Genomic DNA, 13,778 nt, shown 5'->3' with positions numbered 1-13,778 from the left:
CTCCCTTGCCATTGCGATGCATCTTGAAATCCATAGGGTATATAAGGTTGAAAAAGAGATAATAATGCCACTTTGAAAAATAGTTCAAAGCGGCAAATAGCATTAAAGGTTGAGGTTATTTTTCTGCTTCGCCACCTAGTGCTTCAATGGTGCTGTTAATCAGCGCACTTAATTCACCGGTCATTAGAATAAAGTCAGCATCAAACCGTTGGGCAAAATCTTCTCGATCAATGTCATCATTTTGTTCACGCAGAGTATCACTGAATTTTATGCGCTTGAAAGTACCATCATCTGACAACATAAATTGAATACGTTCTTCCCAATCAAGCGCCAGTTTAGTGACACATTTGCCAGCTTCTATATGAGTAGCGATTTCATCAGAAACTAAATCTTGTTTTTTACAACGGATCACGCCACCTTCTTCCAGAATAGCTTTTAATTCAGCTTCATCCATTAAAGCAAAACCTGTTGGCAGAGCACCGGAACGTACCCATTCGGTCAGGGTTAATTCTATTGGGTTTTTAAATGTCAGGGGAACTACAGGTAGAGAACCGAGACTTTTTCTCAATAATGCTAAATTATCTTCGGCCCGTTTAGCACTAGCAGCATCAATAACGATCAGATTATTGGCGATATCGATCCAAATATAAGTTTGGCTGAATCGGCTAAATGCCCGTGGTAGCAGGGTATGCAATATTTCATCTTTTAGAGAGTCTTTCTCTGTTTTTTTAAGTTTGCGATGCTGTTCTCCTTCCAGTTTTTCAATTTTTGCTTGTAGTGCTTGTTTGATAACCGGTGAAGGTAACATCTTTTCTTCTTTACGGGCGCAAATCAGAATTTGATTATTCGCGACATGGGTGAAGGCGTCACTGTGTGAACCCATTGGTGGCACCCAACCTGTTTTCGCCATATCTTGACTACCACATGGGGTGAATGCTAACGGACTCAATTGTTTTTCCAGTTCATCCGCAGAAAGTGAAGTTTCTCGGTTTAAACGGTAAATCATTAAATTTTTGAACCACAACATAAAATTACCCCATATTTTTGCTCAATGAATCGGGAGCATGACCAACATAAGGTAGCATGATAGCGAATCACAGGGATAAGCCCTAGTATCTTGTGTCAATTATCCTGATTGATGATTTTTATTGAACGCTGAGACACGCCGTGCTTATTTGTGGAAGTACGGCGCGGTCAGGTCATCCGTTGAAGTGAGGACTCACCGGAGTAGTTTAAATTCCCGCTTGAACGCAGTGGCGTTTTTCACTCTTTGGCGTGGGAGGGGTATCAAAGGGTTCAATTAAATAATGGTATATATCACGCTGTGGCAACGTACTGCCATTAATCCTATTACCTTCGTACCAAAGGCATGAAGCCGCCGGCCCTTGACCACCATAGGGAAGGTAACCGTGTTCTTCCCGATGTAAATCAGTATTACTCAGAATACTATCGGGTAAGTGAAGGCGTTCGCTGAGTTGATGATGGATATAGTCACTGGTACCAAACAAAGATATATACATAGCATTAGCAGAATACAAAGGATCGGAAAAATAATGGATTAAATCTTGATCCTGATAATATCTTTGTAAGAAGAACACAGGGGCAAAAAATTCTTTATAATTGCCACCTAATGATAATTCTTTCTCGAAAACCGTTGGTTTTATCATGCCATTGATGGGATTAACTTCTCCTCCATAGGTGCAATAGGGTCTATTGACTTTAAATAATGAAGCAATTTTTATGCTGTGATCAATATCGCTATTGGGACCGACTATATTTTTATAGTCACTATAAGGACCAACTCTATCCTCAATATTCTGCAAATCAGAGATTAATCGTTGCTTGAATAAATCGTATATATCATTGTGTACTAATATGGCATTTGGACCAGCACAATCCTGCCCTTGATTGTAAAGAACAACGCGTTTTGCACTTTCAACAGCCAGATTAATATCTGCATCTTTTGAGATAATAAGTGGATTATGACCGGCGCCATTAAGAATAAATAAGGTATTTTTTCTGAAATGTTTACGTACTTTGAGCGCATTCTCTGGCGTTCCCGTAAAGATTACTGCATCAGTTATTTTTACGCGTTGACTTAAAAATAACTCTTTATCTTCATAAGAAATAGATAATGTTGGAGAAAATTCGGATAAATTAATAACCGCCTCAAATTTTTTGTAATGTGTATGCATTGCTGTCGGCGGGCGTATGCACACGTTTTCTGCCATAAGTGAAGGGATAAAACCAAAACATACAGAAGCGTAAATGGGTTGGTTAAGCGGGAGAAATGATGTCACACCATAAATTTTCTTTTTGAAATATTCTCTGTTGTTCTCAATATTATTCAAGACATCTATTGAACGGAGAATTTCATCTTCGGTGACGTTTTTACATTGATAGCCAGAGAGTGCTTCGACTAACGCCTCACTATTCTTCTGTAAAGCGGAAGAAAGTTCATCACATTTTTTCCTGATTTCGGTGAAATTAATTTTACTGTATAACTTAGTCATATATGTTTTGTTCTCCTCAATGCTATTTTTTAGTAATCTCTCTTTTTGAGATTTGTTAATTTCGTTGTTAACGATATTTTCCTCATTTTTTTGGGATGGGTTTTTATATGGGGTTTTATGTGGGTTTTTATATGGATGGCTAAAATGGGTTAAAATATGCTGCATGCAATTTAAATCTAACCATGTTTTAATTCGTGGGCCTTTGGTATCACCAAATAACCCTCGGTAGAGCAGAGGCCATATTTGGGATGATTTATCATCTGAAAAATGGTCTTCATATGTAGTGATTATATGTTGGAAAAGTTGATCTTTAGTGGATATTTCTCCTGAATTTATTGAGTTGGCAATGGCTGAGAAATATTTTTCTTCTTTAATGTTTTGTAACCCTTGATTTTCATTTTCACATGTCCTGATATAATAATGATAACTTATTTCCAATTCCTGATCTGAAATGGATTCTCCCGGTTTTTTATAGCGATTTAGAAAATTTTCAGCCGCGAGTTTACTTGCTGGTTTTGATGCGTGTAATATTCTTGCTATCTTCGAAAAAGATAGTCTTTTTCCATCTTTTTGCGAAATATTAACTTGATCATTGAGATGTGGTGCCAGCGCGACATAAAATTTAGACGATCTCTGTGGCTCTTTTGAGAGGTAAGTGCGAATTGCGTCTCGTGTGAGCAGATGGCGAATATCATCTAAAGAGAAACTATTTCCTTTCGATTTTGATATTTTTTTACCTGAATCATCAAGGAAAAGCCCATATTTGTAAAAACGTGGAATTGGCCGGTCTAATGCTCCCGCGATCTGGCGAGCAACATCGGCAGAAGCCAGCAAATCTTCACCATGCATTTCAAAATGAATGTTTCTGGCAAGGAGGCGCATACCCCAGTCGGCTTTCCACTGAAGTTTAGATTTACCGTTTAGTACCGAAATAGTTTGCTCTTGGTCCAATATTTCATTTTTATAGAATTCCCGAATTTCTACGCCATATTCATAACCGGGTTTATTAATGACTTCATCTCCAGGTATGTAATAGGTTATTTCGCCTGATGCAGGGTTCACGTCTGTAACGATAATATGTTCAAGTACGGCACCCGTTCTTTCAGAAATGGGCATGATCATACTGTAGGTTCTTTGTCTTAAAGATCCGGTAGATTCCTTGCATATTTGGTTTAGCACTAAAAAATTTTGTAGGAATAGTTTGATTTCGTCATTGTAATCGCCATTTTGATAGGCTAAAGAGTTTCTGACTAGCTGACACTCTATTTCGTATTCTGTGGCGAGCTTCATAAGTTGATACTCCGCCATTTCAGAGAATGACGTGAAATTTCCGAAAGGGTCTGGCACCTTGCTTATCGGTTGGCCTAGATAAGGCGTTAATTGTTCAGCATTTGGAATATTCAAAGGCACTTTTCTGAAAGGGTCCAAATCATCTGAAATGAGATAAAAATTAACTGTTCTACCTGCTTTCTCCAATTCGGTTTTGATGAGATTGGCTCGGAGGATTTCACAAAGGGTTCCTATGTGTGGCAGCCCTGTAGGTCCGAAACCCGCTTCGATATTGATTGATTCCTCGTAGGGTATAGCCTGATTAATTGCGAGGGCTTCCTTGACATACCATTTCATTTGCAGTTACCTCCATCATAATGTTTTGATTATTTTAGGATTAATGGTGATGAATAAAGACAGTAGAGGTGTTATTAACTTGTCAGGAAATCCTCAGTAATCCTGATGAGAAAAAATGCTTTAACTTTAAGATGTTATATTATTTTATGTTTTTTGTTTTGACGTCAGCGATTAACCTGAAAATCGCTTTAAAATTAATGAATAGTTAAGGCTAGTTCTAGCTAATTAACTATTACTATACCCGTCATCTTACTTAACTTAAACCGTGTTAATGTTATGGGAGGAGTGAGATCTTGGCAAAGTGGTACGCTTGCGGGTAACTTTTGGCGTGATAGAAATGAAAAGACCCTAACTATAAAAAAACAGATTTATCTTGTGGATTGAGATAAACGTTTTGCAGTTTCTCAGTACAATAGCCTGCGTTTGTTCGTTGAAACGGCATATGATGATGTGTACAGCGACAATCCAGCTTATGAAAATAAAAGATAGGTGACGCTCATCTGTATTTGTAAGTTGACAGTGATAGTAGGAGAGCTAATTTTGAATCCTCCAAAACTACCTAAAAAAGAGGTGTGAAATGGTTAACAATGTGTTGAAAGTCTCCACATTAACCTTATTGGTCGCATGTAATGTCCATGCTGCAACAGTTGATTTGCGGGTAATGGAAACATCTGATGTTCACAGTAATCTGATTGATTTTGATTACTTTAAAGATAAACCTACAGAACAATTTGGTTTGGTACGCACAGCGAGTTTAGTTAAAGCTGCCAAAGCAGAAGCCTCTAACACCATTCTGGTCGATAACGGTGATTTGATTCAAGGTAGCCCACTGGCTGATTACGTGGCCGCAAAAGGTCTTAAAAAAGGGGAATCTCATCCAGCACATCAGTTAATGAATACAATGGGTTATACCGTGGGTAACTTTGGTAACCACGAGTTTAACTTTGGTTTGGATTATCTGAAAAAAGCCATTGCCGGTGCGAAGTTCCCTTATATCAATGCCAACATCATGGATGCGAAAACCGGTAAGAACTATTTCACCCCCTATATTATTGTTGATACGCCAGTAAAAGACCGGGAGGGTAAAAATCATACCATCAAGATTGGCTATATCGGTTTTGTACCGCCACAGATTGTTATCTGGGATAAGGTCAATCTGGATGGGAAAGTTGTCGTTAACGATATCACTGAAACCGCGAAAAAATTTGTTCCTCAAATGAAAAAAGCGGGGGCAGATTTGATTATTGCTATTCCTCATTCCGGTTTTTCCAAGGAGCCTTATAAGGCAATGGCTGAGAACTCGGTTTATTACTTGAGTGAAGTTAAAGGTATTGATGCGATTATGTTTGGTCACTCACACGGTGTGTTTCCAAGCAAAGAATTTGCCGATATTAAAGGCGTTGATGTTGCCAAAGGTACGGTTAACGGTATTCCGGCTGTTATGCCCGGCCAATGGGGTGATCATTTAGGTGTTGTTGATATGGTTATCGACAACGAGGGTGGGGCCTGGAAAGTGACGGAAGCCAAAGCGGAAGCGCGCCCGATTTATGACAAAGTGAATAAAAAGGCACTGGTTGAGCGTGATAGTGAATTGGCAAAAATTATTGGGCAAGCTCATCAGGGAACGCGGGGTTTTGTCGGTAAATTGATTGGCAAAGCGTCTGCCAATATGTATAGCTATTTGGCTTTGATTCAAAGTGACCCGACAGTGCAGATTGTGAATGATGCACAAGCCGATTACACGCGGCATTTTATTCAAGGTGATCCCGATTTAGCGGATATTCCTGTTCTGGCCGCTGCGGCACCATTCAAAGTTGGCGGGCGTAAAAATGCACCCGCAGAGTTTGTTGAAGTTGAAAAAGGTGATTTAACCTTTCGTAACGCAGCAGATTTGTATCTCTATTCCAATACACTGGCTGTTGTGAAAGTCACCGGTGCTGATGTGATTGAATGGTTGGAGTGTTCGGCCGGCATGTATAACCAGATTGATCCAAATTCAACTCAGCCGCAGTATCTGTTGAATTGGAGCGGCTTCCGTACTTATAACTTCGACATGATAAGTGGCGTGAATTATAAGATTGATCTGACTCAACCTGCTAAATACGACGTTGATTGCCAGATCATCCATCAAGGGGCGAATCGTATCAAAGAGCTGACTTACCAAGGTAAACCGATCGATCCTCACGCTAAATTTCTCATTGCTACCAATAATTACCGCGCCTATGGCGGTAAATTTGCTGGCACAGGTGAAGATCACATCGCATTCTCTTCACCGGATGAGAACCGCGCTATTTTGGCGGCTTACATTGTCAAAATGTCTAAACAGAAAGGGATAGTAACGACCAAAGCAGAGAATAACTGGTCGATTATGCCAATCAAAACTGACAAGAAATTGGATATCCGTTTCGAAACGTCTCCAAGTGAGAAAGCGGCGAAATTCATCAAAGCATTTTCTCAATATCCAGTGAAATATTTGGAAAATGATGAGATCGGTTTTGCGGTGTATCAAATTGATCTGACTGAAAAAAAATAATTTTAATAGTCGCCTGCCCTAATTTGGGCAGGTTTTTGTTTGTTTACCATCAACAGGGAAATAATTTCCCATAAAGGAATGAAGATGCGTTTTTTTAATTTATTATCAGCAATATTCGTTTTACTGATTGTGGGTTGTGCGAAGCAACCAGAAGTGACTGACTCGTTGGCGTCTCTATCAACATTGGAAGAGGGGGCATCTTGTATCTTACCGGCTACTCCGCCGAAAGATTATGACTATGTTGCTAAAGGTGATCGTTATGGTCAGAACGCAACCGCATCGACAGATTACTTCAAACTGGCTATTAGTTATTCTCCTGCATTTTGTAAGGGCAAAGCAAAGAATATTGAGCGCCTGAAAAAGAGTAACAAACTTGCTGAAGCGCAGCGTGAATATGAAAAGTTTGAATTGCAATGTTTCTCCGAAAACAAATTTAGTTGGGTGATTCACGGCTTGTGGGCGCAAACCTGTGATAGTAAATCAATGGCGCAGTGCCGTGATTGGTCTGATGTCAGAAAACATCCACGTCTTTGCAAAGGGGATTTGCCGCCACTGGATTATCAGGTGATTAAACCTTATCTGTGCGCTTCTCCAGGGGCAGATTTGTTACAAAGTGAGTGGGAAAAACATGGTGTTTGCGCGTTTACAACGCCAGATCAGTTTTTCAGTAAACAGCAAGAACTGTTTGATGGATTGGTATTGCCGAGTGATCGCCCATCTAATGAGCAGTTAATTAAATTCCTCCAGAAAAATAACCCATCGTTAAAGGGAAAAACCATTCAGATCAATCGTGATGAATTATACATTTGCTACAGCAAAAATTTCGACGTGATTGATTGTCCAAAGCGTGAGTTGTGATGGTTCTCCTTTCTATAAAGGAAAATCACCGTGATGTGCCTGACCTGCGGTAACGTGGGTCAGGTTTGCCTTCTCTTAATCGTCTATACCCGTCATCTTTCAAGTTGCCTCTTTGTTGGCTGCACTCACTCACCCCGGTTACATCGTTATCTATGCTCCCGGGGATTCGTTCCCTTGCCGTCGCGATGCATCTTGAAATCCATAGGGTATATAATGGCGATGATATCCCGAAATAAACGGCGTCTGATGCAGAAAACTGCCCAGAAAAAATATTGCTTGCAGGCTTATAGCAATTCACGTCAAGTTCTTCTGTCTTCTGTCTTCTGTCTTCTGTCTTCTGTCTTCTGTCACCTAAGCAACGAATTGATAAAGGGTTTCAAGATCTGATGTTATAGAATGCCATCAAAATCAGATCTGAAATTGACCAATTTAGCCGTAGCTAACTTGACCAATTTAAACGTGGATCTATCATGACAAATAGAAATGTTATCTGGTTAGTAAGGCCCGTAGGCTATCAGGCCATTTTGAAACGTTGCCCTGGCTGTGAAGTAAAAAAGGAGTTTTATCCAGCCGGCACTTTTAGGGTTAATGCGCAGAAAAAAGTCTTAGATGTGTGGAGTATCTATAAATGTGAGAAATGTGATTACACCTGGAATATTGATATTTTTTCCAGGATTCATGTCAACAAATTGGAAAGCAATTTGTATGAACGGTTTTTGCATAATGATCAAGATGAAATACGACGGTATGCATTTGATTACCGCGTATTGGCAAAAAATAGAGCTGAACTCGGCACTGCTCCTGACTTTATCATCGAAGGTAAAAAGCTTCAGGACATCGCTCAAATTCCAGCGGCAGAGATCACAATACAGCTTGAATATCCCATTCCTATCAGGTTGATCTCAATCTTGACCAAAAAGCTCGCATTGTCACGTAGTCGAGTGGAGAAGCTTGTTGGGCAAGGCGCTATTCAGGGGGTAACGGAAACGGAATTAAACAAAAAGTTGAAACGTGATATCACTCTTAGCGTTAACGTTAACAATTTATTGCAAGAATATGATAATTATGGCGTCTAAATGACGCCAGATTTCCTGGAGATGACATAGGCAGTAAAAATGAATGAAATGAATACGATAAAAAAATGGTGGGTGCTCACTGCTGTTTCAGTCGCGTTATCGCTGGTTGCTATCGATATGACCGTGTTATATACCGCGTTACCGAGTCTGACCCACAGTTTGGGGGCGAATACAACGGAAAAGTTATGGATAGTGAATATCTATCCTCTTGTCGTCTCTGGGTTGTTGCTAGGCGCGGGTACCTTGGGAGATCGCATCGGGCATAAACGGTTGTTTGTTTATGGTCTCATCATCTTTGGCTTCTCATCCTTGATAGCGGCCTACTCCTATTCGCCAGAAATGTTGGTGGTTTCTCGGGCATTATTAGGGGTTGGGGCGGCAATCATGATGCCTGCCACACTGTCGATTATCGCTTTGACATTCGAAGATGAAGATGAGAAATCATTTGCCATTGGGATTTGGACAGCGGTTGCTTCTGGCGGCGCGGCAATAGGTCCCCTGATTGGCGGTGTATTGCTTGAATATTTTTGGTGGGGATCAGTGTTTCTGATCAACGTTCCTCTGGTGATTTTGACACTCATTCTGTCGTGGTTGTTTGTCCCAACAGCGAAAACAGATTCGTCTCACCCGTGGGATCTTATTGGCTCATTGCAGATCATGGTTGTCTTGATAAGCTTCGCCTATGCCATCAAAGAATTTGCCAAACGGGAGCCTTCTTATATCGGAATATTGATAACTTCCACTCTGACGATAGGTTTTCTGACGTTGTTCATTCGACGGCAAAAACGCAGTGTGCATCCGTTGATTGATTTTGACCTGTTCAAAAGCCCGGCCTTCTCATCTGCGGTTATCGCCGGGCTGGTGGCTTCCGCCTGTTTGATGGGCCTTAATCTGGTGTTAAGCCAGCGTTTGCAACTGGTATTATCATTAACGCCTTTGCAATCCGGGCTCTATTTTCTGCCATTCTCATTGGGTGCGATTGTTGCAAGTCCTGTGAGTGGTTGGGTTCTTCCTCGCTTAGGGAGTGCACGCTTCCTTATAACCTCGTTGTTGATGTATGCCATTGCCATACTGGCGCTCATGGCGAGTTTTTCAGCGCCGCTACCTTTGCAGATAGTTTGCTTTTTTGCGCTCGGGACATGTCTTGGAGCAACAATGACTGCGGCATCCAGTACTATCATGCAGGCAGCACCGCCTAATCGGGCAGGGATGGCGGCGTCCGTTGAAGAAGTTTCCTATGAATTGGGTGGGGGATTGGGCATTGCGATCATGGGTAGCATTATGTCATTTATCTATAGCTATTTCATTGAAATTCCAGTGGATTCTCCTATCTACGATGTGGCTAAAGATGGTATTGATGGCGCATTGATTGCGGCAAAAGAGATGGCTCCGGATGCGGGGCAGGCTTTGGTCAGCCTTGCTAAGTCAGCGTTTGACGATGCTGTTTTTTCTGTGATGGGTGCTGCGTCCCTGTTTCTTCTGATGATGGCGGCGTTGGTGTGGTTCAATTTCCGCCGCTCCTCACTGAGTAATACATCTCATGCTGCGATTCATCGTCAGTGAAATCGGTGAGCCGGATTGATTGTACTCATCGTTTCTTAATAGGAAACTAATGGTTGAATAAGGGAACCGCTTTTTGGCTGGTTCCCTGACCCAACACACTGGCGGCTAGTCGGGTAAGTTCCTCGACCCAGTATTCTGGGCGGCCTCTTTTCTCTATCTATATGTAGAAGAGTTCATAAAAGCCGTAAAGTGAGGGTATGGTTAAAACAAAACATTAACCAAATTACTTATTTGATAGTAATAATGTATTAATTATTTTGGTCCAGCTCAAATATCTGGATTGATTCGTGGAGGTTTATTTTTTTATTGCTACTTTTAAAATCGTCACTGTGTTTTTAATACCTTAATAAATGACGCTAATTATCATTCCATGTGGGTAGCCGGGCTATCAATTCCCGTTTTTTTACTCTGCATGTTCGCTTTCTCTGGTAGTCAAAAGTAAACGCTGTGTTATTCGACTAATTTGTATGCAGAAGAGTATTGAGTCTGCATAACGTTTTAATTTCGTTTCTGCCCGCAGGGCTTGCAATGGAAAGGTGAATATTATGCGTGTTCAATTAGGGCAATTATATGATTTGCGATATTCGCTGAGCGTTGATCAGTTGTGTGTCGGTGAAGTATTAATGCCCTTGGAGCGATTGGCACCGGCACATCTTAAGGTAGCGATTGAATATCTATTGCATAAGTATTCTGTTCTGAGAGCACGGTTTGTTGGTAGCGGGATGAATATGAAGATGGATTTCGTGCCGCCTAGCCGTGAATTATTGCATCAGGTTTTTGAAGTTAGAGAGCAAACCGATAGTCCATGTGATCGCCGACGCTTAATATCAAACTACATTGCTGAGGTTAGGGCTGCCATGAATTTGGCAAATCCGCCGTTATTGCGTTATTGCTTGTTTGATGGCAATTGTGCCCGTGATCAAAGATTGGTATTGATATTCAATCATCTGGTCTGTGACGGTATTTCCAGCAGAATCTTATGGCGAGATCTTTCAAAGGCATACAGAATGTCAGTGAATGGTCAGCCCCTTGCGCTTGAAAATGCCACAAATTATGAGCAATTTTGTGCTGAATTGTATGAACAACATCGGCAAATCGTAAAAGGCGCTAGCGGCTGTTTTTGGGAAGGGTAGCCTGAATATGCTGTTGTGGGTCAGTCCTCATTTTGTGGGGTATTGGGAAACCCGATGAAGATGCGCAAGAGATACCATTGAGCATGGATATAGAGATCTATGCCGATACGATGGAGGTCACTATTTCTTCCAGGCCAGATTGTCATCTACAGATTTTACCACCTCGTTTGATGGAACTTTGGTTGGAAATGATCGGAGAATCTGGAATTGATTGAGGAGAAGGGAGTTGAATGCCAGATAGAACTGACCACTCTTTAGAGGGATCTACCATCTGGCAAGCGTTGTTGAAGATGCCCCGCTTATCATGTAAATGCACAAAGTGATGAGGTTATGATCACGCCTGAGAAATTTTCCCATGAAGAGCAACGTCAGGCGATAACTGAAATAGTGATAGAAGAGCTGACTCCGTAACGAGGCTGGCTTAGCCAGAGGGTGGGGATACTGTTTAAGTATTTATGGAGCTTGACACGTTATGTATAAAGATTGCCCACAGATTGGTGATGAAGAATTGCTGTCCATGCAGCAAAGCGCTTTATGGTTCATTGACAATGATACCCCTGGCGATTCCAAATATAATATTTCCATGGCATTCCGTATTCACGGATCGTTTCAAATCGATGCTTTTCGCTATGCGGCTAACCAGCTCGTTGCCAAGAATGCCACCTTGAGAAGCACTTTCGTTAATGTGAATGGCGAACCAAAGTTGGTCATTAATGAACACTTGCCGCCGGCATTGGAGGTTTTCGATGCAACGAACTTGAGCCAGAAGGCGCTTGAAGATGCCGTTCAGAGCTTTCATTCCATCCCTTTTCAATTAGAAAAATTGTCGTGTCTGCGTTTCGGTATCTACGTTGTCAGCGCGGAAGAATACGTTTTACATATGTGTGTTCACCATATTGTGTCGGATTTTACTTCACTGGGGCTGATGTTGGATCAACTTGAACACTATTATCTGGCTGGACTTGGCGAAGATGACGATTCCTGGTTACCGCCCGCTGAGGATTTTAAGGATTATGCTGTCAAAGAACGGAAGTATTACCAAAGTGAAGCGGCGGAGGAATCGAAAGCTTATTGGAGTGAATGTTTAAAGCAGCCGCCAGACGTATTGCAATGGGATAGTTTTTGGCGCAAAGGCGCTAATGACAAGTCATCCGTTCTGTTTAGTATTGGTGAAGAGACAACCAAAAAAATCAAGCGGCTTGCTTCAAAAATAGGTGGATCGGTCTTTACAGTCATGTTGGCCGCATGGAGTGCTTACATCGCCAGAGAGACAAAAACTGCTGATATCGTTATGGGGGTGCCGGTGTCGATGCGTCACTCGGTTCATCGGCACATTATCGGCTGTTTGTTTAATGTATTACCCATACGTTTATCCGTCGATCAGACATTTCACCACTTTCTATTAGCAGCGAAGGAGCGATTGTTATCGGCCCTTGATAATCGAAATTTTTGTCTCAGCCAAATGGTCGAACACCTGGCTGCGGAACGAAATGATGGTCGTAACCCATTGTTTCAGGCAATGGTGAATATGCTAGGGCATGTAGAGCAGTCGCGTTGGGTGGCGCTGGAGATGGCTGGCGATTCTGTTCAGGTATCATGGGCGGGACGGACTATTTCCCCATTCAGGGTTTGTCAGCAGGAAGGCCAGATTGATATTGAACTGCTATTTGTGGATGCCGGTTCCCACTTAAGATGTGAGTTTAAAGCGGATAAACATTTTTTCTCACATTCAGGTCTTCAGATATTTGCAGAGCGCTTTGAGCTGGTGGTTGAAGCGCTTGTCACAGCGCCTGATGAACAGTTGACTACTCAGTGTTTCACTGCTGATCCCTATATTCATCATAGACGTATGTATAAAACCGGTGATTTAGCCTATTGGGATGGGGAACGAATTCATTTTTGTGGCCGTGTAGATGACCAAGTAAAAGTCTCTGGTTCTCGAATTGAGATTGCTGAGATTGAGGATTGCCTCAATCGTCATCATGCTATTGCGGACGCCGCTGTTATCGTTGAATCTTACGAAGGACTCGATCGTTTAGTCGCAATATTCGTCCCTGTCAATAAGGATAACCTTCCCGAAGAGTCCGCTATTCGTGATCATCTCAAGGCTTATCTCCCCATCTACATGTTGCCCAGTAGGATGATGCTGGCGGATGAATTGCCGCGTAATGCTCACAACAAAATTGATAGAAGAGCATTAAACGGCTTGATTGAAGCGGGGCAATTGACAGATATCAGTTCGTTGAGACCCGCGCCTATGTTACCTGTCGATTCGCGTTTGCCGGATATTGATCTGTTCGACAGTGGTGACCCCTCAATTGAGTAAACTGCAAGAGATGTATATTTCGCCTGCCTCTGTCTGGCAGGCCGGGGGAAGTATCAATTGGGATATTTTTTACCAGAGCGAATATCGTAAATGGCTCCCGCTGCCAACTTATCCATTTGAAAGAACGGCAATCTGAGCTGTAAAAACGGT

At 41.8% G+C, this 13,778-nt stretch carries 10 protein-coding genes; 8 read left to right on the top strand and 2 right to left on the bottom strand.

The window, feature by feature from the left end:
• Positions 1–115 precede the first annotated feature (115 nt).
• A complete protein-coding gene (gene rdgC, locus PluTT01m_RS20220) occupies positions 116–1,027 on the bottom strand; it encodes a recombination-associated protein RdgC (RefSeq protein WP_011148063.1) in 912 nt (303 codons plus the stop codon).
• Between the two features lie 205 nt (positions 1,028–1,232).
• Positions 1,233–4,139 (bottom strand): aldehyde dehydrogenase family protein, encoded by a 2,907-nt coding sequence (locus PluTT01m_RS20215; protein ID WP_011148062.1) that lies wholly within the window; start codon positions 4,137–4,139, stop codon positions 1,233–1,235.
• Between the two features lie 577 nt (positions 4,140–4,716).
• Between PluTT01m_RS20215 and PluTT01m_RS20210 the strand changes: the two genes are divergently transcribed.
• From PluTT01m_RS20210 to PluTT01m_RS27010, 8 genes are all read left to right on the top strand, one after another.
• Positions 4,717–6,672 (top strand): bifunctional 2',3'-cyclic-nucleotide 2'-phosphodiesterase/3'-nucleotidase, encoded by a 1,956-nt coding sequence (locus PluTT01m_RS20210; protein WP_011148061.1) that lies wholly within the window; start codon positions 4,717–4,719, stop codon positions 6,670–6,672.
• Positions 6,673–6,756: 84 nt separating this feature from the next.
• A complete protein-coding gene (locus tag PluTT01m_RS20205; protein ID WP_041380332.1) occupies positions 6,757–7,530 on the top strand; it encodes a ribonuclease T2 family protein in 774 nt (257 codons plus the stop codon).
• A gap of 470 nt (positions 7,531–8,000) precedes the next feature.
• Complete coding sequence (locus tag PluTT01m_RS20200; protein WP_011148059.1) at positions 8,001–8,606, top strand: DUF1062 domain-containing protein; 606 nt, start codon at positions 8,001–8,003, stop codon at positions 8,604–8,606.
• Between the two features lie 48 nt (positions 8,607–8,654).
• Positions 8,655–10,169 (top strand): MFS transporter, encoded by a 1,515-nt coding sequence (locus tag PluTT01m_RS20195; protein WP_049789846.1) that lies wholly within the window; start codon positions 8,655–8,657, stop codon positions 10,167–10,169.
• A gap of 545 nt (positions 10,170–10,714) precedes the next feature.
• Positions 10,715–11,302, top strand: coding sequence for a condensation domain-containing protein (locus PluTT01m_RS20190; RefSeq protein WP_011148057.1), 588 nt, complete (start codon positions 10,715–10,717; stop codon positions 11,300–11,302).
• 83 nt (positions 11,303–11,385) lie between these two features.
• Complete coding sequence (locus tag PluTT01m_RS27965) at positions 11,386–11,517, top strand: hypothetical protein (protein WP_255562346.1); 132 nt, start codon at positions 11,386–11,388, stop codon at positions 11,515–11,517.
• A 257-nt stretch (positions 11,518–11,774) separates the two neighbouring features.
• Positions 11,775–13,628, top strand: a complete 1,854-nt coding sequence (locus PluTT01m_RS20180) for a condensation domain-containing protein (RefSeq protein WP_011148055.1) — start codon at positions 11,775–11,777, stop codon at positions 13,626–13,628.
• Positions 13,621–13,764 (top strand): hypothetical protein, encoded by a 144-nt coding sequence (locus PluTT01m_RS27010; protein ID WP_157866907.1) that lies wholly within the window; start codon positions 13,621–13,623, stop codon positions 13,762–13,764. The genes PluTT01m_RS20180 and PluTT01m_RS27010 overlap by 8 nt, the downstream gene beginning before the upstream one ends.
• Positions 13,765–13,778: the final 14 nt, after the last annotated feature.

The sequence above is a fragment of the Photorhabdus laumondii subsp. laumondii genome (assembly GCF_003343245.1).
GTDB classification, from domain to species: domain Bacteria; phylum Pseudomonadota; class Gammaproteobacteria; order Enterobacterales; family Enterobacteriaceae; genus Photorhabdus; species Photorhabdus laumondii.
Note: the sequence above shows the minus strand (reverse complement) of the source record. Positions and strands in the feature narration are given on the sequence as shown.

Bases quoted from the DNA above. Each gene is read 5' to 3' on its own strand.
- PluTT01m_RS20200 (WP_011148059.1), top strand. From the start codon at position 8,001: ATGACAAATAGAAATGTTATCTGGTTAGTAAGGCCCGTAGGCTATCAG.
- PluTT01m_RS20210 (WP_011148061.1), top strand. From the start codon at position 4,717: ATGGTTAACAATGTGTTGAAAGTCTCCACATTAACCTTATTGGTCGCA.
- PluTT01m_RS20205 (WP_041380332.1), top strand. From the start codon at position 6,757: ATGCGTTTTTTTAATTTATTATCAGCAATATTCGTTTTACTGATTGTG.
- PluTT01m_RS20195 (WP_049789846.1), top strand. From the start codon at position 8,655: ATGAATACGATAAAAAAATGGTGGGTGCTCACTGCTGTTTCAGTCGCG.
- PluTT01m_RS20180 (WP_011148055.1), top strand. From the start codon at position 11,775: ATGTATAAAGATTGCCCACAGATTGGTGATGAAGAATTGCTGTCCATG.
- PluTT01m_RS20190 (WP_011148057.1), top strand. From the start codon at position 10,715: ATGCGTGTTCAATTAGGGCAATTATATGATTTGCGATATTCGCTGAGC.
- rdgC (WP_011148063.1), bottom strand. From the start codon at position 1,027: ATGTTGTGGTTCAAAAATTTAATGATTTACCGTTTAAACCGAGAAACT.
- PluTT01m_RS27965 (WP_255562346.1), top strand. From the start codon at position 11,386: ATGGATATAGAGATCTATGCCGATACGATGGAGGTCACTATTTCTTCC.
- PluTT01m_RS20215 (WP_011148062.1), bottom strand. From the start codon at position 4,139: ATGAAATGGTATGTCAAGGAAGCCCTCGCAATTAATCAGGCTATACCC.